The following is a 24,609-nucleotide window of genomic DNA, read 5'->3' as shown; positions in this document are numbered from 1 at the left end:
TGGAAGTACGGCTGTGACCTAGTCGACACCGAGGAATCAAAAAAAACTTTCCGGAAGGGGTTGTATCCGCCGCTGAGGTTTGCGAGTCTCTACGTGGCGATCGGGACGGCCCGCAACACCGGCCTCCACAGATCACCGGAACCCCTCTTCAATTCACAGGACCTCGCCAGGGAACCTGGCGCTCGGCCCTTCACTTGTTGAGGGATTCGTGAAAGCGTTCACATTCACAAGCAACCTGCATGTAATACCAAGGAGAGGTAGCAGCCATGGACTGGCGTCACAACGCCGTTTGCCGCGAGGAAGACCCCGAGCTCTTCTTCCCCATCGGCAACACCGGTCCTGCGCTGCTGCAGATCGAGGAAGCCAAGGCCGTCTGCCGCCGCTGCCCCGTCATGGAGCAGTGCCTGCAGTGGGCGCTCGAGTCCGGCCAGGACTCCGGCGTCTGGGGTGGTCTCAGCGAGGACGAGCGTCGCGCCATGAAGCGCCGTGCCGCCCGCAACCGGGCCCGTCAGGCCTCCGCCTGACAACCCGCCCCGCAACAGCCTGAGCTTGGCGGCGCGTACAGCGAGTACGCATCTCCCGCCCCCGAGCCGCAGCGCGCAGTACCCCCGATGCGCAGCACAAGCTGGCAACGAGCATTTCAGCCCCGGACCTGGAACGGTCCGGGGCTTCTTGCTGTGGACGCTCCCGTCGTACGGGTCTGTCGTACGGCCGTACTCGGGTACCGGCGCTACTTGTTCGCCCGCACCGGCACGTCCAGGATCACCCGGGTCCCCCGCTCCGGCGCCGGGACCATGTCGAACGTGCCGCCCAACTCCCCCTCCACCAGGGTCCGCACGATCTGCAGCCCCAGGTTGCCGTCGGTGTGCGGGTCGAAGCCCGCGGGCAGGCCGACGCCGTCGTCCTGGACGGTGACCAGGAGGCGGGCCTCCTTTGTCGTCCCGCCGCGGACCGCGGAGACCTCGACCGTGCCGGTGTCGCCCTCGCGGAAGCCGTGTTCGAGCGCGTTCTGCAGGATCTCCGTCAGGACCATGGAGAGCGGGGTGGCCACCTCGGCGTCCAGGATGCCGAAGCGACCGCTGCGCCGGCCGGTGACCTTGCCCGGGGAGATCTCGGCCACCATGGCCAGCACCCGGTCGGCGATCTCGTCGAACTCCACGCGCTCGTCCAGGTTCTGGGAGAGCGTCTCATGCACGATCGCGATCGATCCGACGCGGCGGACGGCCTCTTCGAGGGCCTCCCGGCCGCGGTCGGACTCGATGCGCCGGGCCTGCAGGCGCAGCAGCGCGGCGACCGTCTGGAGGTTGTTCTTCACCCGGTGGTGGATCTCCCGGATGGTCGCGTCCTTGGTGATCAACTCGCGCTCGCGGCGGCGCAGTTCGGTGACGTCACGGAGCAGGACCAGCGAACCGATGCGGGTGCCCTTGGGCTTGAGCGGGATCGCGCGGAACTGGATGACCCCGTCCCTGGCCTCGATCTCGAACTCGCGGGGCGCCCAGCCGCTGGCCACCTTGGACAGCGCCTCGTCCACCGGGCCGCGGGTCGGGGCGAGTTCGGCGGTGGTCCTGCCGAGGTGCTGGCCGACGAGATCGGAGGCGAGGCCCATGCGGTGGTACGCCGACAGGGCGTTCGGGGAGGCGTACTGGACGAGGCCGTCCGCGTCGAGGCGGATCAGTCCGTCGCCGACGCGCGGCGCGGCGTCCATGTCCATCTGCTGGTTCGCGAAAGGGAAGGAGCCGGCCGCGATCATCTGCGCCAGGTCCGAGGCGCTCTGCAGATACGTCAGCTCGAGGCGGCTCGGGGTGCGCACGGTCAGGAGGTTGGTGTTGCGGGCGATGACGCCGAGGACACGCCCCTCCCGTCGTACGGGGATCGACTCGACCCGGACGGGGACCTCCTCGCGCCACTCGGGGTCGCCCTCGCGCACGATCCGGCCCTCGTCCAGCGCCGCGTCCAGCATGGGGCGGCGGCCGCGCGGGACGAGGTGGCCGACCATGTCGTCCTGGTAGGAGGTGGGGCCGGTGTTGGGGCGCATCTGGGCGACGGAGACATAGCGCGTGCCGTCGCGGGTGGGGACCCACAGGACGAGGTCGGCGAAGGAGAGGTCGGACAGCAGCTGCCACTCCGAGACCAGCAGATGGAGCCACTCGAGGTCGGAGTCGTCGAGGGCGGTGTGCTGGCGGACCAGTTCGTTCATGGAGGGCACGTGTGTGAGCGTACCTGGGGGTATGTGCTGGTCCTAAATACGACCGGAGGGCCGCACCGGCCCCGAGAACACCCGCGGGCCGCGGCGCCTGGGAGGGACCCTCAACCCTCCCGGCACCGCAGCCCGGAGCAATATCGGCCGCGGGGTGTGCGGTCCCGGATGGCCGAAGGATGAGGAGCCGGGGCAGTCAGGGCAGAGAGCTCCGGATCCTCCGTCCGCCTTCCTGTGCGGGGAAGACGGAAGTCTCATCAGTTCAATTGTGGACTAGACCACTAGCCGTGTCCATGCGTTGGAGCCTGTTCGTTGTTGTTATTTCCCGGACGGTCTCCAACGGGGCGGACGCCCTGGCGTCCACCACGCAGCCTAACCCGTGTGGGTTCATGTGCGGGGCCAGATGGACATGGCAATTTCCGCGAGCGCCTCCAACTCCTCACGACTCGCACCGTCGCGCGCCTGCTGGGACATGCCCTGGATGATCGCGCCCGTGTGGCGGGCGAGGGCGGCGGCATCGGTGCCGGGCGGCAGTTCCCCCGATGCGATGTCGGCCTTCATACGACTCTCGAAGGCGGCGATGTTGGCGTTGCGCCGCTCGCGCAGGGATGCCTCGACCTCGGGGCTCGTGCAGTTCGTGGCCGCGTGGATGACGAGGCAGCCGTGCGGTCGGCCGGGTGCCGTGTACTCGGCGGCGGCCTCCCGCAGCATCCGCTCCACGGCGGCGCGGGCGGTGGGCTCCTCGGCGAGGGCGCGGTCGGCGAAGGAGCCGTAGCGGGCGCCGTAGACGGTCACGACCTCGTCGAACAGCGCGCGCTTGTCCCCGAAGGCCGCGTACAGGCTCGGCGCGCCGATGCCCATGACGCGGGTCAGGTCGGAGACGGAGGTCGCCTCGTATCCGTGCTCCCAGAAAGCCATGACCGCCTTCTCCAGCGCGGTTTCCCGGTCGAAGGAACGGGGGCGGCCACGGGGCTTGGGTGCGGTCTGCGCGTTCGTCTTCGTGTCCTCGCTGCCCACCATGGAGTGAATTGTATAGGGGGCGCTAGAAAAATGTCCGCGGGCTGCTGTACGGTCTTTCTGTAGCGACCGCTAGATATTGCGCGAAGGGGGCGCCGGCATGGGCGTGCTTGCAGGCAGGACGGCACTCGTCACGGGGGCGAGCAGGGGGATCGGGCGCGGAATCGCCGAGCGGCTGGGGCGCGAGGGCGCACGGGTCGCGGTCCACTACGGGAGGAACGGGGCGGCTGCGAAGGAGACGGTGGCCGCGATCGAGGAGGCCGGCGGCTCGGCGTTCGCGATCGGCGTGGAGCTGGGACGGCCGGGGGACGTGGACGCCCTGTGGGAGGAGTTCGACCGGCACGCGGACGGGCTGGACATCCTCGTGAACAACGCCGGGATCGGGAAGTCGCGGTCGATCGAGGAGATAGCCGAGGAGGAGTACGACAAGCTTTTCGCGGTGAACGTGAAGGCGCCGTTCTTCCTCGTCCAACAGGGCGCGACGCGGCTGCGGGACGGAGGCCGCATCGTCAACATCTCGTCCGGGCTGGCCAGGAGCGCCGCCATGCCGGACAACATGGCCTACTCGATGACCAAGGGCGCGCTGGACGTTCTCTCCCGCGACCTGTCCAAGGTGCTGGGCCCCCGGGGCATCACCGTGAACTCGGTGGCACCGGGACTCATCGACACGGACAACACGTACGAGGTCCTGCACGGCAGCCCGGGCGCGTGGGAGTGGGGAGCCGGGCTCTCGGCGCTGGGTCGGGTGGGCGAGGCCGCCGATGTGGCCGAGGTGGTGGCGCTCCTGGTGTCGGACGCCGGCCGGTGGGTGACGGGGAGCTGGGTGGATGCGACAGGGGGTTCGCTGACGTAAGGGCTCCTACGAAGGGCGCAGCGGCCGCCGCAGACAGGCTCAGTGGGTCTCGGTCACCTTGGCCAGCGCGCGCGGTGCGTCCGGGTCCTGGCCGCGGGCGATGGTGATCTCGTGGGCCAGGAGCTGGAGCGGGATGATCTCCAGGATCGGCTGGACCTCCTCCGCAACGCCCTCGGTAGGCAGGACGAACCCGGCGGAGGCCTGCTCGACCTGGTCCCCGGGTCCGACGACGAACAGGTCGGCACCGCGGCCGCGCAGCCGGTCGAGGACGGGCTGCAGGGCCTCGCCGCCCTTGCCGTCGGTGACGACCGCGATGACCGGGGAGACGTTGTCGACCATGGCGAGAGGGCCGTGCAGCAGGTCGGCGCCGGAGTAGGAGAGGGCGGGGATGTAGCTGGTCTCCATGAGCTTGAGGGCGGCCTCCTTGGCCGTGGGGTAGCCGTAGCCGCGGGAGGTGATGACCATGCGTTCGGCGAAGCGGTAGCGGGCGGCGAGGGCGCGGACCTCGTCCTGCCGGGCCAGCAACTGCTCGGCGAGGTCCGGCAGCACCTTCGCGGGGGCGCCGTCGCCGCCGCGCAGGCCTTCGACGAAGAGATAGAGAGCGAGGAGGGAGGCCGTATAGGTCTTGGTCGCCGGGAGGGCCTTCTCCGGCCCGGCCATGATGTCCACGTGGTACTCGGAGACACCGGCCAGCGGTGAGCCGGGGTTGTTGGTCACGGCGAGGGTGATCGCGCCGGCCTCACGGGCGGCGCGGGTGGAGGCCACCAGGTCCGGGGAGCCGCCGGACTGGCTGACGGTGACGACGAGGACGTCGGTGAGGTCCGGGCGGGCGCCGTACGCGGTGGTGGTGGACATCGAGGTCAGGCCGCAGGGCAGGCCGAGGCGGATCTCCAGGAGGTACTTGGCGTAGAGGGCGGCGTTGTCGGAGGTGCCGCGGGCGGTCAGCAGGACGAAGCGGGGGTTGCGGGCCGCGATGTCCTGGGCCACCTGCCGGATGCCGGGGGCGCCCTCCTCCAGGAGGCGGCGCAGCACGGCGGGCTGCTCGGCCATCTCACGGGCCATGATCCGGCCCGGGACGTCGGTCCGGGGGTCCGGTGTCGCGGCGGTCATGGTGGGCTCCTTGCGGGTCGGTTGCGGAGTGCGGGGAAGTGCTGCGCGGGGCGGCGCCGCACCCATTCCACTCCCCCGCGGCGAATGGCGCCTGTCCTCCGTATGGAAAGACGATGACCCCACTCCACCTGGGCCACAAGGGGCAGCTCTGTTAGATTGGTCTAAACCACATAGCCCTTTTCGGGTGCCGGTTGAGCCCCCCTCTTCGGACCGTTTCTTCAGATCGGCAGGCCAGCGTGGAAGTTGTCATAGTTCCGGACGCCAAGTCGGGCGGCGAGCTCATCGCCGAGGCCATGGCGCAGCTCCTGAGGCGCAAGCCGGCGGCGCTGCTCGGCGTGGCCACCGGCTCCACCCCGCTGCCCGTCTACCAGGCGCTCGCGGCCAAGGTGCACGCCGGTGCCGTGGACGCCTCGCGGGCGCGGATCGCTCAGCTCGACGAGTATGTGGGGCTGCGGGCCGAGCATCCGGAGTCGTACCGTTCGGTGCTGGCGCGTGAGGTGCTGGAGCCGCTCGGGATCGGGATGGACGCGTTCATGGGGCCCGACGGGACGGCCGAGGACGTGCAGTTGGCGTGCGCCGCGTACGACAGGGCCTTGGCCGAGGCCGGCGGGGTGGATCTGCAGTTGCTCGGGATCGGGACCGACGGGCACATCGGGTTCAACGAGCCGTGCTCCTCGTTGGCCTCGCGGACCCGGATCAAGACGCTGACCGAGCAGACCCGGGTGGACAACGCGCGGTTCTTCGACGGGGACATCGGGCAGGTGCCGCATCACGTGATCACTCAGGGGATCGGGACGATCCTGGAGGCGCGGCATCTGGTGCTGCTGGCCACCGGGGAGGGGAAGGCCGACGCGGTCGCCGCCACGGTGGAGGGGCCGGTGGCCGCGGTGTGTCCTGCTTCGGCGCTGCAGTTGCATCCGCATGCGACGGTTGTCGTCGATGAGGAAGCGGCTTCCAAGCTGAAGTTTGCGGACTACTTCCGGTACACGTTTGCCAACAAGCCGGAGTGGCAGGGGATTTAGGCGGTTTCGTCTGCCGGGAGCTGTGATCTTCGGGTTGGTGCGTTGCTCGCCCACGCGGCGGAGCCGCATATCGATACAGCCCCGCGCCCCTCAGTACGTGCAGGCGCCGGTCCCTCGAAAGGGACCGGCGCCTGTTGTGCCATCGGGGCTATGCCCCCGCAATGACCTCCGCCGCCGCCCGGCCGCACACCCGGGCCGCCCCGTGCGTGGCGATGTGCAGGGCGCCTCGGGGAGTGGCCTGCGGGAGGCCCATCTCCACCACGATGGTGTCGGGGCGGGCCGACAGGAGGGTGTCCAGGGCGGAAGCCATCCAGGGGTGGCGGTGTTCGTCCCGGACCACGGCCACGATGCGGCGGGGGCCCGCCGCGGCCAGGGCGGTGCCGCCCGCGTCCTCGCCGGCGAAGCTGCCGGTCTCGGTGCCGGGCAGGAGGCGGAAGAGTTCCGCCGCGACGCCCCAGGGGGTCTCGTCGCCGACCGCGATGTTGGCGACGGGGGTGAGGGCGGCGACGTAGGGCGGTTCGGTCAGCGGGGTGAAGGGCTCCGCCGCGGTCGTCCTCAGGGCACGCCGGGCCGCGCGGATGCCCACTTCGCTGTCGGGGGTGCGTTCCGCGTCCGCTGCCGCCGCGGTCGCGGTCCAGCGGGCCAGCGCCCGGACCCGTTCCGCCGCTTCCGCCAGGCGTTCCTCGGGGAGTTCGCCGGCCCGGACCGCGGAGACCAGGGCGTCACGCAGGCGCCGTACCGTCTCGTCGTCGGCGAGGCCACCGCCCACGCAGATCGCGTCGGCGCCGGCGGCCACGGCGAGGACGCTGCCGCGCTCGATGCCGTACGTACCGGCGATGGCCTGCATCTCCATGCCGTCGGTGACGATGAGGCCGTCGTAGCCGAGTTCGCCGCGGAGCAGCTGGGTGAGCGCGCGCGGGGAGAGGGTCGCCGGCCGGTCCGGGTCCAGTGCGGGAATCAGGATGTGCGCGCTCATCACGGCCCGGGTGCCGGCCGCGATCGCCGCGCGGAACGGAGCCAGCTCGCGGGACTGGAGCACCGAGGTGTCCACGTCGATGCGCGGGAGCGCGTGGTGGGAGTCGACGGCCGTGTCGCCGTGGCCCGGGAAGTGCTTGGTGCAGGCGGCGACTCCGGCGGACTGCAGGCCGGTGACATAGGCGGCGGTGTGCCGGGCGACCAGGTCGGTGTCGGCGCCGAAGGAGCGGACGCCGATCACGGGGTTGGAGGGGTTGGAGTTCACATCGGCCGACGGGGCCCAGTTGAGGTTGACCCCGCAGGCGGCGAGGCGGCGGCCGAGTTCGGCGGCCACGTCCCGGGTCAGCTCGACGTCGTCGACCGCGCCCAGCGCGTTGTTGCCGGGGAAGGAGGAGCCGGTGCGGACCTCCAGGCGGGTGACGTCGCCGCCCTCCTCGTCGATGGCGACGAGGACGTCGTCTCGTTCGGCGCGCAACTGGGCGGTGAGGGCCGCGAGTTGTTCGGATGAGGCGATGTTGCGGCCGAAGAGGCCGACCGACGCGAGGCCTTCGCCCAGGCGGCGCAGCAGCCAGTCGGGCGCGGTGGTGCCGGTGAAGCCCGGCTGCAGGACCGTCAGGGCGTCGCGCGTGAGAGTGTCGGTACCGCTGGCGAATGTCGTCATCGGGTGGCGTTATCCCTTCACTGCGCCGGCGGTCAGGCCCGCGGCCATCTTGCGCTGGACGAGGAGGAACAGGGCGACGATCGGCACGGCCATCATCGTGGCCCCGGCCATCATCGGCGCGTATTCGGTGCCGTGCTTGGTGGTGAAGTTGCCGAGCCAGACGGTCGCGGTCTGGTGTTGCTGGCTGAGCAGCATCAGGGCGTAGAGGTATTCGTTCCAGGCCTGGATGAAGCCGTAGACCGAGGTCGCGACCATGCCGGGGGCCAGCAGCGGGAAGACGACCCGGATGAAGGCGCCCGTGCGGCTGCAGCCGTCGACCATCGCCGCCTCTTCCAGTTCCTTCGGGATGTTGACGATGAAGCCGCGCAGCGTCCACACCGTGAAGGGAAGGATGAAGGTCAGATAGGTGATGATCAGGCCCGAGAGCTTGTCGTACTGCTCCAGGTCGTTGAGGAGCAGAAAGATCGGAATGATCATGGCGACCAGCGGGACCATCTGGACCGCGAGGATGCCGACGATCACGATCTTGCGGCCGCGGAAGGCGAACCGGGAGATGGCGAGCGCCGCCAGCATGCCGACGACGATGCCGATCGCCACGACCGAGAGGGAGACGATCAGGCTGCGGCCGACCGGGCCCCAGAAGTCCGCGATGGCCAGCGCCCGGCGGAAGTTGTCGAGGGTGAAGCCGGTCGGGAACAGGCTCGGGTCGGGGTCGATGGTGTCCTTGGCCGGCTTGATGGCCGTGTTGAGCATCCAGTAGACGGGGAAGCCGGCGGTGAGGAAGACCAGGAGACCGAGGAGGTTCCAGCCGGCCTTCGTCTTCCGGGGCCGGCCCTCCGTGGTCGCGGGCCGCCCGGTGGTGATCGCGCTCATTCGACCTCTCCGATCTTCAGCATCTGGCGCATGTACACGGCGACCACGCCGAGCAGCAGCACCACGGTGATCAGGGCGATCGCGGAGCCCTGCGCATAGTCGTTGACCACGAAGGCACGGTCGTACGAGTAGGTGGTCAGCAGCTGGAACTCCTGCTCGGGATGGCCGTTGCGCATCACGAAGACCTGCGGGAAGACGCCCATGTCCCAGATGACCGACAGGGTCGTGAGCATCACGATGATCGGCTTGAGGATGGGCAGGGTGACGTACCGGAAGACGCCCCAGGCGCCCGCGCCGTCCAGGCGGGCCGCCTCCTCCAGTTCGGCGGGGACCTGGGTGAGGCCGGCGCTGAGGGTGATGACGACGAAGGGGACGGCCCCCCAGACCACCAGCAGCATGATCACGGCGAGGCCCTGGGGCCCGCTGGCGAACCAGTTGTGGCCGATGAGATCCACGCCGGGCAGCTTGCTGAGCAGGGCGTTGAGGATGCCGTAGTCGGCGTCGAACAGCCACTTGAAGACGGTGGTGGCGACGATGATCGGCATGCCCCAGCTCGCCACCAGCACGATGTTGACCAGCGTCTTCACCCAGCCGGAGACCCGCTGCAGGAGCAGGGCGATCAGCATGCCCAGCACCATCGTGAAGACGACCGAGCCGCCCGCGAAGAGGATCGTGCGGAGCACCACCTGCCAGAACTCGCCGTCGCCCAGCACTCCGGTGAAGTTGCTGAACCCGACCCAGTCGGCGGGCTGGAAGCCCCACAGCTGGGACTGCCCGAACTTCTGGAAGGACAGGGTGACCAGGCGGACCAGCGGATAGCCGAGGACCAGCGCCAGGATCAGCAGACAGGGGGCGAGCAGCAGCCACGGGGTGGCCGCGCCGCCCGAAGTCCGGGCTCTGCGTGGTTCCCTGGCGACCGGCGGCGGTGGCGGCGCCTGCCGCGGCGGCGGCACCTTGGCAGGGGTGGTCGTGTCTGCGGCACTCATCGCGCGCTCCTCAGCGGTCCCTCAGGTCGTACGGAGAGCGGGGTTCCGCCCGGGCGGAACCCCGCTTGCAGGTCACTTGGTGTTGATGACCTTGTCGATCGCGGCGTCCGCGTCCTTGGCGGCGGCCTCGACCGACTTCTTGCCGGTGCCGATGTCCTGCAGCATGGTCTGCAGGACCTGCGCCTTCTCGACCTGGCCCCAGCCGGGTGCCATCGGGACGAACCAGTTGGACTCGGCGGCGGTGGCCGGGACCGCCGTCGCGGGGTCGCTCTTCAGCGTCGCGAGGTCGGTCTTGTTGTTGGGCAGGTTGCCCTTGGCCATCAGGCCCTTCTGTCCGGCGGGGCCGGTGAACGCGTCGATCCACTCGGCGGCGAGCGCCTGTGCCTTGGACTTGACGGGGACGGCGAGGTCGGAGCCGCCGAGGAAGACCGGGAGGTTCTTGCCGGACGGACCCGGCATCACGAAGTTCTCGAGGTTGTTCTTGAGCTTGCCGGTCTTGTCGTTCTTCGGGTCGGCGGCGGTCGCGCCCTCCCAGGCGGCGCCGAAGATCATGCCGGACTTGCCCTGGCCGTAGACGATGTAACGGTCGGACTCGTCCTTGGTCTTGTCACCGTGCATGTACTTGTCGATGACGTTCTTGAACTCGGTGAGGCCCTTGACCGACTCGGGCGAGGAGAGGTTGGCCTTCCACTGACCGCCCTCCTCCTTGGCGATGGAGCCGCCGGCGTCGTAGACGAAGGACATGGCCGCGTACCAGTCACGGGTGGGCTGGTACCAGGCGGAGAACTTGTCCCCCTCCTTCCGCTGCACCTTGTCGAGGTCGGCGGTGAGCTCGGCGTACGTCTTCGGCGTGGACTTGACGCCCGCCGAGGCGAAGACGTCCTTGCGCCAGTTGCCGACCCGGCCGCCCGCGTAGTACGGCACGCCGTAGGTCTTGCCGCCGTACGTCACCGAGGCCTTGAGGCCGTCCAGCCAGGCGGCGGAGTTGCTGAACTTCGAGGGGTCCAGGGGGGCGAAGGCGCCCTTGACCATGTAGCCCAGCATCTCGGTGTTGCCCATCTCGACCACGTCGGGGGCCTTGTCGGTGGCGAGGACCGCGTCGAGCTTGGTGTTCTTGTCCGGCCAGCCGTAGTACTCGTGGTTGATCTTGATGCCGGGGTGCTTCTTCTGGACGGCCGCGTCGGCGGCCTTCACCAGGTTCGGCCAGTTGTTCTGGGCGTCGACGGTGAGCCAGACAGTCAGCTCCTTGGCGTCCGCGCCGCTGTTGGAAGAACCCTTGCCGTCACTGCTGCCACACGCCGCGATGGAGACCATCATGCCCGCGATACCGATCGCGGCTATGAGCTTGCGCTTCACGCCACCCTCCTCAGGGATGCCCACACCTCCCCGCTCATGCGCCGGGACCTGAACCAATGGTGTAGACCAGTACCGGGAGCTTGGACCAGACCACGCAGCCTGTCAAGGGTGCTCGAAACGGCTCTGACCAGCCGTTATGCGAGCTACATATGCAAGAACCTTTAAGTAAGAAGGCAGCGAAATCAGCGGTGCCGGAGTACTCTCGTCCGCTAGACCACCTGACCCTCCGTGGACTAGACCAAATGAGCTGGCGACGGTATACAGAAGGGATCACGAAGTGACCCGCATCCGGAGCCGGGAAGGCAGAGCATGAGCAGCGACGTCAGCAGTGCGGAGACCGACGGCGGGGCAGGTGTCCGTACCGCACGCGTGCCCAAGTACTACCGCCTGAAGAAACATCTGCTGGACATGACGGAGACGCAGTCCCCCGGCACTCCGGTACCGCCCGAGCGCACCCTCGCCGCCGAGTTCGACACCTCGCGCACGACGGTGCGGCAGGCGCTGCAGGAACTGGTCGTCGAGGGCCGCCTCGAACGCATCCAGGGCAAGGGCACCTTCGTCGCCAAGCCGAAGGTGTCCCAGGCGCTCCAACTCACCTCGTACACCGAGGACATGCGCGCCCAGGGCCTGGAACCCACCTCGCAGCTCCTGGACATCGGCTACATCACCGCCGACGACCGCCTCGCCGAGCTCCTCGACATCACGGCCGGCGGCCGGGTGCTCCGTATCGAGCGCCTGCGCATGGCCAACGCCGAGCCGATGGCCATCGAGACGACCCATCTCTCCGCCAAGCGCTTCCCGGCGCTGCGCCGCTCGCTGGTCAAGTACACGTCCCTCTACACGGCCTTGGCCGAGGTCTACGACGTCCATCTCGCCGAGGCGGAGGAGACCATCGAGACCTCACTGGCCACCCCGCGCGAGGCGGGCCTGCTGGGCACGGACGTGGGCCTGCCGATGCTGATGCTCTCCCGCCACTCCTACGACAAGACGGGCGAGCCGGTGGAGTGGGTGCGGTCGGTGTACCGGGGGGACCGCTACAAGTTCGTCGCGCGGCTGAAGCGCCCTCAGGACTGAGTTCCCGCAGTACTGCTCGCGGTGTAGCGCGCTCGCGGCTCCTGTTCTACGGTCCTCCCGACTCCGTCTGGACGGGAGGACCGCCTCGTGCGTACCGCGAACGTCCGCTCCATCGTCATCTGGACCCTCGTCGCCCTGGTCGGAGCGGCGGGCTGGTCCGTGCTCGCGCTCTCCCGGGGTGAGAGCGTCTCGGCCGCGTGGATGGTCGCGGCCGCCCTCGGCACCTACGCGATCGCCTACCGCTTCTACGCGAAGTTCATCGCGCACAGGGTGCTCAAGGTCGACGGCACCCGGGCCACCCCGGCCGAACGCCTCGACAACGGCATCGACTTCCACCCCACCGACCGCCGCGTCCTCCTCGGCCACCACTTCGCGGCGATCGCGGGTGCCGGCCCCCTGGTCGGGCCGGTCCTTGCCGCGCAGATGGGCTATCTGCCCGGCACGATCTGGATCATCGCCGGCGTGGTCTTCGCGGGCGCGGTCCAGGACATGGTGGTGCTGTTCTTCTCCACGCGCAGGGACGGGCGTTCGCTCGGCCAGATGGCCCGCGAGGAGATCGGCCCCTTCGGTGGTGCGGCCGCACTGATCGCCGCCTTCGCCATCATGATCATCCTGCTCGGGGTGCTGGCCCTGGTCATCGTCAACGCCCTCGCGGCCTCGCCGTGGGGCACCTTCTCCATCGCGATGACCATCCCGATCGCCCTGCTGATGGGCTTCTGTCTGCGGGTGCTCCGTCCCGGCCGGGTCGCCGAGGTCTCCCTGATCGGCGTGGCGCTGCTACTGCTCGCGCTGGTCGCGGGGCGCTGGGTCGCCGAGTCCTCGTGGGCCGGCACCTTCACCCTCGCGCCCTCGACCCTGGTCGTCTGGCTGGTGGCGTACGGCTTCATCGCCTCGATCCTGCCGGTGTGGATGCTGCTCGCGCCGCGCGACTATCTGTCCACCTTCATGAAGATCGGCACGATCGCGCTGCTCGCGCTGGGTGTGGTCGTCGCGCTGCCGACGCTGAAGATGGACGCGGTGACCGACTTCGCCTCGCGCGGCGACGGTCCGGTCTTCGCCGGGTCCCTGTTCCCCTTCGTCTTCATCACCATCGCCTGCGGGGCCCTGTCGGGCTTCCACTCCCTCATCTCCTCCGGTACGACGCCGAAGATGATCCAGAAGGAGACGCAGATCCGGATGATCGGCTACGGCTCCATGCTGATGGAGTCGTCGGTCGCGATCATGGCGCTGGTCGCGGCGAGCATCATCGACCCGGGGCTGTACTTCGCGATGAACGCCCCGTCCGGCGCGATCGGCACCACCGTGCAGAACGCCTCGCAGGTGGTGACCGGTTGGGGCTATCACATCTCCCCGGCCGACCTCGCCCAGGCCGCGAAGAACGTCGAGGAGTCGACCCTGCTCTCCCGTACCGGCGGCGCACCCACCCTCGCCATCGGTGTCTCGGAGATCTTCTCCAAGGTCACCGGCGGGAGTCTGCGGGCCTTCTGGTACCACTTCGCGATCATGTTCGAGGCGCTGTTCATCCTGACCGCCCTGGACGCGGGTACGCGGGTGGGCCGGTTCATGCTGCAGGACATGCTGGGAAACGTCGTCCGGCCGTTCAGGAACGTGAGCTGGAAGCCGGGCCTGGTCATCACCAGCGCGGCCGTGTGCGCGCTGTGGGGGTACTTCCTGTGGGTGGGCGTGCACGAGCCCCTCGGCGGCATCAACCAGCTGTTCCCGATCTTCGGCATCTCCAACCAGCTGCTCGCCGCGGTCGCCCTGGCCGTCTGCACGACCCTGCTGGTGAAGTCGGGGCGCCTCAGGTGGGCCTGGATCACCGGCATTCCGCTGGCCTGGGACGCGACGGTGACGTTGACGGCCAGCTACCAGAAGGTGTTCTCCAGCGACCCCAAGGTGGGCTTCTTCAAGCAGCGGTCCGTGTTCCAGGACGCGATCGACGCCGGGAAGGTGCTGCCGCCCGCCAAGAACATGGACGACATGCACACCGTGGTCACCAACTCCACCGTGGACGGCGTCCTTTCGGCGGTCCTGGCCGTTCTGATCGTCGTGGTGATCGCGGACGCCCTGCGGGTCTGCGTCCGGCACATCCGTCGGCCGGCGCTCTCCTCGCTGAGCGAGTCGCCGTACGTCGAGTCGAGGATCACCGCCCCGGCGGGGCTGATCCCGACCCGCCAGGAGAAGGAGGAGGAGCGCCGTGCGGTCGTCGGTACTGCTGCGCCGGGCGATTAGGGGGGTGCGCTGGTATCTGCGGGAGCTGACGGACGAGTCGGCGTACGACCGTTATGTCGCGTATCTGCGCAAGACCCGTCCGGGTGCGCAGGTGCCGTCCCGGCGCGAGTTCGAACGGATGCGGACGGACCGTCAGGAGGCGGACCCACGGAAGGGTTTCCGCTGCTGCTGACAGCGGTGTCGCACCGATGCCGGGACCTTCACGGAATCGACATACCGATATGCGGACGAGGTCTTCCGCACGCGTGACACCGTGACCTAGATTGCCTGCGCGTTACACAGGTGATCAGTGAGGGGACGGAGTCGTGCTATGTCTGAAACGCCAGAAGTGAGACCCCCGGTGGTGACACCGCTCCGCGTGGTCATCGCCCTCTGTCTCGTGGCGCCCTTCGTGGCGATGCTCTGGGTCGGTTCCTACGCCAAGACGGACCCGGAGCTCGGCGGCATCCCGTTCTTCTACTGGTACCAGATGCTGTGGGTGCTGATCTCCACGGCGCTGACCATGACGGCGTACAAGCTGTGGCAGCGTGACCAGCGTGCCCGCCGGGGAGGCAGCAAGTGAAGACCGGCGTGAACGGCGTCGCACTCGGCGTCTTCATCTTCTTCTTCCTGGCCGTCACGGTCATGGGCTTCCTGGCCGCACGCTGGCGCAAGGCCGAGAACGAGCAGAGCCTCGACGAATGGGGCCTGGGCGGACGGTCGTTCGGCACCTGGATCACCTGGTTCCTGCTCGGCGGCGACCTGTACACGGCGTACACCTTCGTCGCGGTACCCGCGGCGATCTACGCGGCGGGCGCGGCCGGCTTCTTCGCGGTGCCCTACACGATCCTGGTGTACCCCCTGATCTTCACGTTCCTGCCCCGCCTGTGGTCGGTCTCGCACCGGCACGGATACGTGACCACCTCGGACTTCGTGCGCGGCCGCTTCGGCTCGAAGGGGCTGTCGCTGGCGGTGGCCCTGACCGGCATCCTGGCGACGATGCCGTACATCGCACTGCAGCTGGTGGGCATCCAGGCGGTCCTCGACGTCATGGGGATCGGCGGCAGCGCGGGCTCCAACTGGTTCGTGAAGGACCTGCCGCTGCTGATCGCCTTCGGTGTGCTCGCGGCGTACACGTACTCCTCGGGTCTGCGCGCGCCCGCGCTGATCGCGTTCGTCAAGGACGCGCTGATCTACATCGTCATCGCCGTCGCGATCATCTACATCCCGATCAAGCTGGGCGGTTTCGACCACATCTTCGCCAAGGCGGGCGAGGCCTTCAGCGCGACCAACCCGGCGACGGGCAAGCCGCGCGGGGCGCTGGTCCCGGCCGAGGCGAACCAGTGGACGTACGCCACGCTGGCGCTGGGCTCCGCGCTCGCGCTGTTCATGTACCCGCACTCGATCACCGCGACGCTGTCCTCGAAGAGCCGTGAGGTGATCCGCCGCAACACCACGATCCTGCCGCTGTACTCGCTGATGCTGGGCCTGCTCGCGCTGCTCGGCTTCATGGCGATCGCGGCCGGCGTCAAGGTCACCAACGGTCAGCTGGCCATTCCGCAGCTGTTCGAGGACATGTTCCCGAGCTGGTTCGCGGGCGTGGCCTTCGCCGCGATCGGCATCGGCGCGCTCGTCCCCGCGGCGATCATGTCCATCGCGGCCGCGAACCTCTTCACCCGCAACATCTACAAGGACTTCATCAAGCCGAACGCCACGGCCGAGCAGGAGACCAAGGTCTCCAAGCTGGTCTCGCTGCTGGTGAAGGTGGGTGCCCTGGTCTTCGTCCTGACGATGGACAAGACGGTCGCCATCAACTTCCAGCTGCTGGGCGGCATCTGGATCCTGCAGACCTTCCCGGCCCTGGTCGGCGGCCTGTTCACCCGCTGGTTCCACCGCTGGGCGCTGCTCGCGGGCTGGGCTGTCGGCATGGTCTACGGCACCCTCGCCGCGTACGGCGTCGCCTCGCCCACGCAGAAGCACTTCGGCGGCTCCAACGCGGCGATCCCCGGCATCGGCCAGATCGGCTACATCGGCCTCACGGCGTTCGTCCTGAACGTGCTGGTGACGGTGGTCCTGACCTTCGTCCTGAAGGCCCTGAAGGCTCCGGAGGGGGTCGACGAGACGAAGCCGGGCGACTACACGGCGGACGCGGGCGACCCGGGCGTCCAGGTGGAACTGCCGCCGGCGACGGCGGGCGCGTCCCACTAGCGGTTACGGCGCTCAGCGGCCGTCGGAGACATCCGGCGGCCCGCTGTCGTACTGTCACGGCGGTCAGCCCCTGGTGCGCTTGGCCATCTCGCCCCAGAAACGGTCCAGTTCCCGTACCCGCATGCCCACCCAGTGCGGAGTCTTCCGGCGCAGGCCCCTGGGGAGGAGGCGGCGCACCCGCCCCGGCAGCAGGGCCTGCTGCTGGCGGCAGAACGGCTCGCGGATCTCGCCCCGGGGGACACAGCCCCGGGGCGGGTAGGGGCAGAGCTGGAACTTGCAGTCGGGCAGACAGGTGCTGCCGGGGGTGGGCGGCGTCGAGGTACCGCATGTCATGCCGGGCTGCAGCGGCTCGCGGTTCGTCCGGATGCACGGCGGGAGCGGCATCCCGGGCTGCTCGGCGCGGGCCAGGCGCTCCTCGACCTCGTCCGGGTGCCCGTCCCGTTCGATGAGGTTGAGCATGACCAGGACGTCCGCGACGAGGCGCTGGGCGCGCGGGTCGAGGGTGCTCCACCCGGCCGAGGGCGGGATCCACAGGTTGTGCTTGCGGTAGCCCCCGGAGTTCGTGGTGCGGGAGCCGATGGTGTCGGCGATGCCTTTCTCGTCGATCCAGAGGAAGCGCTCGGGCTGCCCGGTCTCCAGCGCCAGGGCCACCAGGTCGCCCGCCTCGGCGACGAACGGGTGCAGGCACCGTCGGGGCGGGGCGCCGTCCGCGCCCGGCCGGCCGGGCGCCGCGTTCACGGTGCCCGCCATCGACAGCCAGCGCTCCACGGTCTGCACGGCCATCGCCCCGCGGAGCGCCCGGGACGGCTCGTGCGTCTCGCGGTGATTGCCGTCGGGCCCTTCACCGTTGTGGGAATGGGTGCCGACGCTGTCCGGGAGCTCCCACAGGCACAGCGCCTGGAGCAGGATCAGCTGCGCATACCAGCAGCGGGACTGCTGCAGCACGGTCTCCGCCTGCCGGATCAGGTCGGCGCGGCCGCCCGGGTAGGCGTGCGGGTGCCGTTTGCGCCGGTTGGCCGCGTACTTGAAGCCCTGTGCCAGCGCGGCCTCCAGGGCGAGCGGCAGGTCGGGGGCTCCCCCGGTGAACTTCGGGTCCAGATGGCGCAGCCACTTGGTGAGACGTTCCCTGGCCTCGTCACGGTGGGCCTCGTCGACGGAGCCCAGCAGCATGGGGACCATCCACGCCCGCATCACGAACTCCCGGAAGAGGGCGACCCGTTGGTCGCGGTAGCGCTGGTTGATCGCCCGCCGTTCCCGCTGCAGCTGTCTCATGCGCTCGGAGGAGGCGGCCCGTGAGGACGAGCCGGCGGCCCTCGCCCGCCCCATCTTCCGGGTCCACGCCTCGTACGCCCGCCTCTTCTGCGCCTTCATGTCGGCGAGCCTCTCCTCGTACTCCCTCTCGGGGTCGGTGTTCAGGCCGACCCGCTCGCGGATCACGGCGAACGCCGCGTTGCCGCCCGTGCCGAACTCCTGGGCGACGGCGAGGCGTATCGAGTACGACGGCTCCTGGATGCCCATCTGGCAGAGCTCCCAGTACAGCGGCGTGGTGTCGGTCCGGTCGGAGACCTTGCGCAGCGCCGCCCCGAGTTGCTTGAGGAACCTCAGCTTGGCGTCCTCAAGGGTCCGCCGGTCCCCCTTGAAACCGGTCCAGCGGGCGCGGACCGAGCCGACGATGTCGCCGAGCAGTCGCGGGGTGTCCTCCGCGCTCTCGATCTCCAGGGCGGCCGCGTAGAGGTCGAGGGCCTTGGGGTCGTCCGTGCGGCGTTTCGCGGCCGTGCAGAGCCGGTGGGCGAGGGTGCGTCCCCGTACCGGTGACTGCCGGACCAGCTCCTCGAACTCCTTCTTCGCCTCGGCGCGGACGCCGCCGCCCCCGGGCGTGCGCTGCGCCGCCCGCCGACGGGACACCAGCACCAGGGAGATGAGCAGTTCGCGGCTGGGGCCGGGCGGTTGCAGGGCCTCCTCGACCAGTTCCCCCGCGCCCCGCTCGCCCAGCTCGTTCAGCACGCGGTAGCCGAGGTAGGCCTGGATGATGCTGTGCGGGAACCGGACTCTCTTCGCGAAGCCCTCGACCAGTCTGAGCTTGTCCGCGTTGCCCACGAAACGGGCCAGGGCGGAGTTGCACTGGTCCATGTTCCCCTCGCGCAGCCGTCTGCTCCCCTCGTCGCTGAGGCGCCTGCAGAGCGCGTCCCAGATCTGCTGCCGGTGCCATCCGGAGAAGACGTTCCCGTGCTTGCCGTACCGGTCGAAGCCACGCCGGGTCGCCCACAGGTGCTCCGCCCGGACCTTTGCGCGCTGGGCCGGGCCCCCGTGGACGTCCGTGTCGAGCAGTTCCGAGAAACCGACCTCCAGCTTGTCCTGGAGCAGCCCGATGCACGCCAGCGCGGAGACCACTTCCAGGGTGTCGCGCCGTTCCCGGGGAGTCAGCGCGACGTCCTCGCTCAGCCTGCCCTCGCACAGGGCCTCGGCCCAGGTCTCCAGCAGCCACAGCCGGAGCGTTCCGCGGTCCCGGCTGCGGGTGTTCATGTGCCGCGGGTCGTCGTCCGGACGGTCGTGCTCCAGGGATCCGTGGCAGTGCAGTTCACGGGCGATCTGCAGATAGACGGGCGACTCGGTGACCTCCGCCGTCTCCACGATCCAGTCCACCCGGCGCTCGTCGGTCTCCGGTACGTGCGCCTCGACGAAGCGCAGGGCCTCCTCCTCGCTCAGCGGCTCCAGTTCCACGATCGCGGCGGAGGTGCTCTCCAGCGGGCTGTGCGGCCGGGAGGCGATGACGAGCGGCAGCTTCTCCTCGTGGGCGCGCTCGATGGCCCGGCGGATGATGTTGTCCCGGTCCTGCTGGAGATCCTCGTCCAGCAGGGCCTCCTCCAGCCCGTCGGCGATGACGACCGGCTTGTCGTCGGCGAGCAGTTGCTGCCAGACCCGCTCGGTCTTGCTGCGCGCCAGGACGCCCCGGGGCGACTCGTCGGCGAAGCGGCGCCTGGCCATGTGCTCGAAGTTCAGGTCGGCGCCGTCCGCGTCCCGCAGCCGCACCGGCACGGGCACGGCGTGCTGCTGGGCCAGGAGTTCGGTGAGCCGTACGAGGACGGCGGTCTTCCCCACGCCGACACCGCCGACGAGGAGATACGGCCGGCGCGTGTCGCGCTCCCGCAGCCGTTCCGCGATGACCTGGGCGAGGTCCTCACGGCCCACGATCTCGGCGTTGTCCTGCCCGGCGGTGAGCACCAGCCGGTGGGGATCACGGCGCGCCTTGCCGAGGTAACGGCGCTTGGTCCAGCCGTACCAGCAGAACAGGAAGAGGGCGGCGGCGATGGAGGCGGTGAGGACGGGGCCGACGAAGGTGAGGAGGGTGTTGAACCCCGTGTTGTTCTTCCGCCAGTCCTCGAAGGCGGTCGAGTCGCCCTCGATCAGGATGTCCAGGCCCTCCACGCACCATACGAGCACCGTGAGGGCAGCGACCAGCCACACAGCCCTGGTGAGGTTGGTGTAGGAGGCCCATCTGCGCCACTTCCTGGGGCGGGTGGCGCCGCGGCGGGCCTCCAGACGGATCGTCAGGGCGTGCCAGTGGCCGAGCAGGTCCTGCCTGACCCGGCCCCCCGCCCGTCTCAGATCCAGCGTCGCCATCGGCGCGTTGCGCGGTCGCTCCCTGCCGGGCGGGTGACGGACGACCCTCGTCATCGTGCGTTCTCCCTCCGAGATCGGTCTCGGGACGGAGGACCACGCGGGCGCCGCTACCTCCCTCCATGGAATCACTCTCCGCGACCCGCGCAACCCGGCCCGGGAATCCGCGGTCCGTTGTCGTACCCGTCCGCCAGACTCGACTCCATGGACATCGTGATCCGGCAGGCGGAGCCCGGCGAGTACGAGACGCTCGGCGAGATCACCGCCCAGGCCTACCTCGCGGACGGGCTGCTCGACTTCGCGGGCAGCGACTGGTATCTCGGCGAACTGAAGGACGTCGCCGAGCGGGCGGCCCATGCGCAGGTCCTGGTTGCCGTGGAGAACGGCCGGGTCCTCGGGGGCGTGACCTTCGTGCCGTCCGGCGGTCCCCTGTCCGAGGTGGCCGGGCCCTCGGAGAGTGAGATACGGATGCTCGCCGTCGCCCCGGCCGCCCGCGGCCGGGGCATCGGCGAGGCTCTGGTACGCGCCTGCATCGACCGCTCCCGGGCCATGGACGGCCGTACGGGCCTCGTCCTGTCGACCCAGGATTCGATGCGTTCCGCCCACCGGATCTACGAGAGGCTGGGCTTCGTCCGCGTTCCCGAGCGCGACTGGCATCCGCTTCCGGGCGACGACGACCTTCTGCTGCTCACCTATGAGTTGACACTCTGACACGCTCCGAAGTCGCCACGACACAACATATGGGGGTGCTGTCCTCGCCCGACACAAGATGTATGCTCATGCTCGCTGTCGCCGCAGGGGAATCCGGTGTGAATCCGGAACTGTCCCGCAACGGTGTACCCATGCGTGTTCGCGCACATATGGGCGTCAGTCCGAGGACCTGCCGACGGTGTGCCCGGCCCATCCGGCCCGGGTGCTTCGACGTCCGGGCCTCGTGGAGTGGGCCGGTGGACGCGACGCCGTGTGCGCTCGTGACTGCCCCCTGCCCTCCGCAAGACCCCCGTGCCGAGCGAGGGAGAGCCTCACGTGACCATCGCGCCAGCAGACCCGGTTTCAGCCAGCGCCACCGTGGCCGAGGACGGCCTGGGAGCCGCGCTGCTGCGGACCCTGACCGAGCTGACCGCCGACCTCCCCGACGCCGACCCCGGCCGGGTCGCCGCCGCCGCGCTGCGCGGCCGGTCCGCCCGCGCGGACGCGACGGAGCTGCGCGAACTGGCCACGGAGGCGGCCGCCGGCCTCATCTCCGAGGACCCCGCGTACAGCAGGCTGGCAGCCAGGCTGCTGACGATCGGCATCGCCGCCGAGGCCGCCTCGCAGGGCGTCAGGTCCTTCACCGAGTCCGTCGCCGTGGGCCACCGCGAGGGCCTCATCGCCGACCGCACGGCGGAGTTCGTACGGGTCCACGCCGACCGTCTCGACGCGCTCATCGACCCCGAAGCCGACGACCGCTTCGGCTACTTCGGCCTGCGCACGCTCCACAGCCGCTACCTCCTGCGGCACCCGATCACCCGCAAGGTCATCGAGACGCCCCAGCACTTCATGCTGAGGGTGGCGAGCGGCCTGGCCGAGGACGACACCACACGCGCACTCGAGGAAGTCGCGGCCCTCTACCGGCTCATGAGCCGCCTCGACTACCTGCCCTCCTCCCCCACCCTCTTCAACTCCGGCACCCGGCACCCCCAGATGTCGTCCTGCTACCTCCTCGACTCCCCGCTCGACGAGCTGGACTCCATCTACGACCGGTACCACCAGGTCGCCCGCCTCTCGAAGCACGCCGGCGGCATCGGCCTGTCGTACAGCCGCATCCGCGCCCGCGGCTCCCTCATCCGCGGCACCAACGGCCACTCCAACGGCATCGTCCCGTTCCTGAAGACCCTCGACGCCTCGGTCGCCGCCGTGAACCAGGGCGGCCGGCGCAAGGGCGCGGCCGCCGTCTACCTGGAGACCTGGCACTCCGACATCGAGGAGTTCCTGGAGCTGCGCGACAACACCGGTGAGGACGCCCGCCGTACGCACAACCTGAACCTCGCGCACTGGGTCCCGGACGAGTTCATGCGGCGCGTGAACGCCGACGGGCAGTGGTCGCTGTTCTCCCCGGCGGACGTGCCGGAGCTGGTGGACCTGTGGGGCGATGAGTTCGACGCCGCCTACCGCAGGGCGGAGGAGGCGGGGCTCGCGAAGAAGACCATCCCGGCCCGTGACCTCTACGGCCGCATGATGCGCACCCTCGCCCAGACCGGCAACGGCTGGATGACCTTCAAGGACGCCGCCAACCGCACCGCCAACCAGACCGCCGAGCCGGGCCATGTCGTCCACTCCTCCAACCTCTGCACCGAGATCCTGGAGGTCACGAACGACGGCGAGACGGCGGTCTGCAACCTGGGCTCCGTCAACCTCGGTGCGTTCGTGACCGGTGGGGACATCGACTGGGAGCGGCTGGACGAGACGGTCCGCACGGCCGTGACCTTCCTGGACCGCGTGGTCGACATCAACTTCTACCCCACCGAGCAGGCGGGCCGCTCGAACGCCCGCTGGCGCCCCGTGGGCCTGGGCGCGATGGGCCTCCAGGACGTCTTCTTCAAGCTGCGCCTGCCCTTCGACTCACCGGAGGCGAAGGCCCTGTCCACCCGGATCGCCGAGCGCATCATGCTCGCCGCGTACGAGGCCTCGGCCGACCTCGCCGAGCGGAGCGGCCCGCTGCCGGCCTGGGAGCAGACCCGCACGGCCCGCGGCGTCCTGCACCCCGACCACTACGACACCGAACTCACCTGGCCGGAGCGCTGGGCGGCCCTCCGGGAGCGCATCGCGACCGCCGGCCTGCGCAACTCGCTGCTGCTCGCGATCGCCCCCACCGCCACCATCGCGTCGATCGCGGGCGTGTACGAGTGCATCGAGCCGCAGGTCTCCAACCTCTTCAAGCGCGAGACCCTCTCCGGGGAGTTCCTCCAGGTCAACTCCTACCTGGTGAAGGACCTCAAGGAGCTCGGGGTCTGGGACGCCCGCACCCGCGAGGCGCTGCGCGAGGCGAACGGCTCGGTGCAGGACTTCGCCTGGATCCCGGCCGATGTACGCGCCCTGTACCGCACGGCGTGGGAGATCCCGCAGCGCGGGCTCATCGACATGGCCGCCGCCCGCACCCCGTTCCTGGACCAGTCCCAGTCCCTGAACCTGTTCCTGGAGACGCCGACCATCGGCAAGCTCTCCTCGATGTACGCGTACGCCTGGAAGCAGGGCCTGAAGACCACGTACTACCTGCGCTCCCGCCCGGCGACCCGTATCGCCCGAGCCGCCCGGGCGACCGTCCCCGTGCAGCAAGCAGCCGACCCCGACGCGGTCGCCTGCTCCCTGGAAAACCCCGAGTCCTGCGAGGCCTGCCAGTAATGACCGCCCACCCGTCGCCCGACCACCACCCCTCAACGACGGCGCTGCGCGCCGGCACCTCCCGATCCCAGAACCTGCTCGACCCGGGCTTCGAGCTGACCCTGCGCCCCATGCGCTACCCCGACTTCTACGAGCGCTACCGGGACGCCATCAAGAACACCTGGACCGTGGAGGAGGTCGACCTCCACTCGGACGTGGCCGACCTCGCGAAGCTCACGCCCGCCGAGCAGCATCTGATCGGCCGGCTGGTCGCGTTCTTCGCAACGGGTGACTCGATCGTGGCGAACAACCTGGTCCTGACCCTGTACAAGCACATCAACTCCCCCGAGGCACGGCTGTATCTGAGCCGCCAGCTGTTCGAGGAGGCAGTGCACGTCCAGTTCTATCTCACCCTCCTGGACACCTACCTGCCCGACCCGGAGGACCGCGCCGCCGCCTTCGCGGCCGTCGAGAACATCCCCTCCATCCGCGAGAAGGCCCAGTTCTGCTTCACGTGGATGGACTCGGTGGACAGCCTTGACCGCCTGGAGTCCCAGGCCGACCGCCGCCGCTTCCTGCTCAACCTGATCTGCTTCGCCGCCTGCATCGAGGGCCTGTTCTTCTACGGGGCCTTCGCCTACGTCTACTGGTTCCGCAGCCGGGGCCTGCTGCACGGCCTGGCCACCGGCACCAACTGGGTGTTCCGCGACGAGACGATGCACATGAGCTTCGCGTTCGACGTGGTCGACACCGTCCGCAAGGAGGAGCCGGAGCTCTTCGACGACCAGCTCGAGCAGCAGGTGACGGACATGCTGCGGGAAGCCGTCGAGGCCGAGCTGCAGTTCGGGCGCGACCTGTGCGGGGACGGTCTGCCCGGCATGAACACCGAGTCGATGCGCCAGTACCTGGAGTGCGTCGCCGACCAGCGCCTCACCCGCCTCGGCTTCGCCCCGGTGTACGGCTCCGAGAACCCCTTCTCCTTCATGGAGTTGCAGGGCGTCCAGGAACTGACCAACTTCTTCGAGCGCCGCCCTTCGGCGTACCAGGTGGCGGTGGAGGGCACGGTCGACCTCGACGAGGACTTCTGA

At 69.5% G+C, this 24,609-nt stretch carries 19 protein-coding genes and 1 riboswitch; of the genes, 11 read left to right on the top strand and 8 right to left on the bottom strand.

Features of this window, described 5'->3' with window-relative positions:
• Positions 1–266: 266 nt before the first annotated feature.
• Positions 267–524: a WhiB family transcriptional regulator gene (locus ACIBW9_RS22260; RefSeq protein WP_016639615.1), complete on the top strand. Its 258-nt coding sequence runs from the start codon at positions 267–269 to the stop codon at positions 522–524.
• 206 nt (positions 525–730) lie between these two features.
• Here ACIBW9_RS22260 and ACIBW9_RS22255 read toward each other — a convergent pair whose 3' ends face one another.
• Together ACIBW9_RS22255 and ACIBW9_RS22250 are read right to left on the bottom strand one after the other, a co-directional pair.
• Positions 731–2,197, bottom strand: coding sequence for a sensor histidine kinase (locus ACIBW9_RS22255; protein WP_398957661.1), 1,467 nt, complete (start codon positions 2,195–2,197; stop codon positions 731–733).
• A 387-nt stretch (positions 2,198–2,584) separates the two neighbouring features.
• Positions 2,585–3,217: a TetR/AcrR family transcriptional regulator gene (locus ACIBW9_RS22250; RefSeq protein ID WP_398957513.1), complete on the bottom strand. Its 633-nt coding sequence runs from the start codon at positions 3,215–3,217 to the stop codon at positions 2,585–2,587.
• 97 nt (positions 3,218–3,314) lie between these two features.
• Between ACIBW9_RS22250 and ACIBW9_RS22245 the strand changes: the two genes are divergently transcribed.
• Positions 3,315–4,067, top strand: a complete 753-nt coding sequence (locus ACIBW9_RS22245; RefSeq protein WP_398957511.1) for an SDR family oxidoreductase — start codon at positions 3,315–3,317, stop codon at positions 4,065–4,067.
• Between the two features lie 39 nt (positions 4,068–4,106).
• On the opposite strand, the gene ACIBW9_RS22240 is transcribed toward ACIBW9_RS22245, so the two are convergent.
• A complete protein-coding gene (locus ACIBW9_RS22240) occupies positions 4,107–5,177 on the bottom strand; it encodes an SIS domain-containing protein (protein ID WP_398957509.1) in 1,071 nt (356 codons plus the stop codon).
• A gap of 236 nt (positions 5,178–5,413) precedes the next feature.
• Here ACIBW9_RS22240 and nagB point away from each other — a divergent pair, with 236 nt between their 5' ends.
• Positions 5,414–6,199 (top strand): glucosamine-6-phosphate deaminase, encoded by a 786-nt coding sequence (gene nagB, locus ACIBW9_RS22235; protein WP_398957507.1) that lies wholly within the window; start codon positions 5,414–5,416, stop codon positions 6,197–6,199.
• A gap of 148 nt (positions 6,200–6,347) precedes the next feature.
• On the opposite strand, the gene ACIBW9_RS22230 is transcribed toward nagB, so the two are convergent.
• From ACIBW9_RS22230 to ACIBW9_RS22215, 4 genes are all read right to left on the bottom strand, one after another.
• Entirely contained in the window at positions 6,348–7,835 is a 1,488-nt protein-coding gene (locus tag ACIBW9_RS22230) for a glycoside hydrolase family 3 protein (RefSeq protein WP_398957505.1), read from the bottom strand.
• Between the two features lie 9 nt (positions 7,836–7,844).
• Positions 7,845–8,708: a carbohydrate ABC transporter permease gene (locus ACIBW9_RS22225; protein WP_398957503.1), complete on the bottom strand. Its 864-nt coding sequence runs from the start codon at positions 8,706–8,708 to the stop codon at positions 7,845–7,847.
• Positions 8,705–9,694 (bottom strand): carbohydrate ABC transporter permease, encoded by a 990-nt coding sequence (locus tag ACIBW9_RS22220; protein WP_398957501.1) that lies wholly within the window; start codon positions 9,692–9,694, stop codon positions 8,705–8,707. The genes ACIBW9_RS22225 and ACIBW9_RS22220 overlap by 4 nt, the downstream gene beginning before the upstream one ends.
• Before the next feature lie 72 nt (positions 9,695–9,766).
• On the bottom strand, positions 9,767–11,050 hold the full coding sequence (locus tag ACIBW9_RS22215) for an extracellular solute-binding protein (RefSeq protein ID WP_398957499.1): 1,284 nt from the start codon (positions 11,048–11,050) through the stop codon (positions 9,767–9,769).
• A gap of 309 nt (positions 11,051–11,359) precedes the next feature.
• On the opposite strand from ACIBW9_RS22215, the gene ACIBW9_RS22210 reads away from it, so the two are divergent.
• The 5 genes from ACIBW9_RS22210 to mctP all read left to right on the top strand — a co-directional run bounded on the left by ACIBW9_RS22210 (position 11,360) and on the right by mctP (position 16,543).
• Complete coding sequence (locus ACIBW9_RS22210; RefSeq protein ID WP_351474538.1) at positions 11,360–12,124, top strand: GntR family transcriptional regulator; 765 nt, start codon at positions 11,360–11,362, stop codon at positions 12,122–12,124.
• An 87-nt stretch (positions 12,125–12,211) separates the two neighbouring features.
• Positions 12,212–14,356, top strand: coding sequence for a carbon starvation CstA family protein (locus ACIBW9_RS22205; RefSeq protein WP_398957497.1), 2,145 nt, complete (start codon positions 12,212–12,214; stop codon positions 14,354–14,356).
• Positions 14,322–14,528 (top strand): YbdD/YjiX family protein, encoded by a 207-nt coding sequence (locus ACIBW9_RS22200; protein ID WP_398957495.1) that lies wholly within the window; start codon positions 14,322–14,324, stop codon positions 14,526–14,528. Before ACIBW9_RS22205 ends, ACIBW9_RS22200 begins: the two co-directional genes overlap by 35 nt.
• Before the next feature lie 138 nt (positions 14,529–14,666).
• Positions 14,667–14,918 (top strand): DUF3311 domain-containing protein, encoded by a 252-nt coding sequence (locus ACIBW9_RS22195; RefSeq protein WP_398957493.1) that lies wholly within the window; start codon positions 14,667–14,669, stop codon positions 14,916–14,918.
• Positions 14,915–16,543 carry a monocarboxylate uptake permease MctP gene (gene mctP / locus ACIBW9_RS22190; RefSeq protein WP_398957491.1) on the top strand — a complete coding sequence of 543 codons (1,629 nt, stop codon included), beginning with the start codon at positions 14,915–14,917 and terminating at the stop codon, positions 16,541–16,543. Before ACIBW9_RS22195 ends, mctP begins: the two co-directional genes overlap by 4 nt.
• A 63-nt stretch (positions 16,544–16,606) precedes the next feature.
• On the opposite strand, the gene ACIBW9_RS22185 is transcribed toward mctP, so the two are convergent.
• Positions 16,607–20,218: an NACHT domain-containing protein gene (locus ACIBW9_RS22185; RefSeq protein ID WP_398957489.1), complete on the bottom strand. Its 3,612-nt coding sequence runs from the start codon at positions 20,216–20,218 to the stop codon at positions 16,607–16,609.
• A 147-nt stretch (positions 20,219–20,365) separates the two neighbouring features.
• Here ACIBW9_RS22185 and ACIBW9_RS22180 point away from each other — a divergent pair, with 147 nt between their 5' ends.
• The 3 genes from ACIBW9_RS22180 to ACIBW9_RS22170 all read left to right on the top strand — a co-directional run bounded on the left by ACIBW9_RS22180 (position 20,366) and on the right by ACIBW9_RS22170 (position 24,609).
• Positions 20,366–20,872, top strand: coding sequence for a GNAT family N-acetyltransferase (locus ACIBW9_RS22180; protein ID WP_398957487.1), 507 nt, complete (start codon positions 20,366–20,368; stop codon positions 20,870–20,872).
• 87 nt (positions 20,873–20,959) lie between these two features.
• A riboswitch (cobalamin riboswitch) is annotated at positions 20,960–21,042 on the top strand.
• Positions 21,043–21,187: 145 nt separating this feature from the next.
• Positions 21,188–23,542 (top strand): ribonucleoside-diphosphate reductase subunit alpha, encoded by a 2,355-nt coding sequence (locus ACIBW9_RS22175; protein WP_398957485.1) that lies wholly within the window; start codon positions 21,188–21,190, stop codon positions 23,540–23,542.
• A complete protein-coding gene (locus tag ACIBW9_RS22170; protein ID WP_398957483.1) occupies positions 23,542–24,609 on the top strand; it encodes a ribonucleotide-diphosphate reductase subunit beta in 1,068 nt (355 codons plus the stop codon). The genes ACIBW9_RS22175 and ACIBW9_RS22170 overlap by 1 nt, the downstream gene beginning before the upstream one ends.

Source organism: Streptomyces sp. NPDC049541, assembly GCF_044465725.1.
Lineage (GTDB): Bacteria > Actinomycetota > Actinomycetes > Streptomycetales > Streptomycetaceae > Streptomyces.
This window is presented reverse-complemented; position numbering and strand designations above follow the sequence as displayed.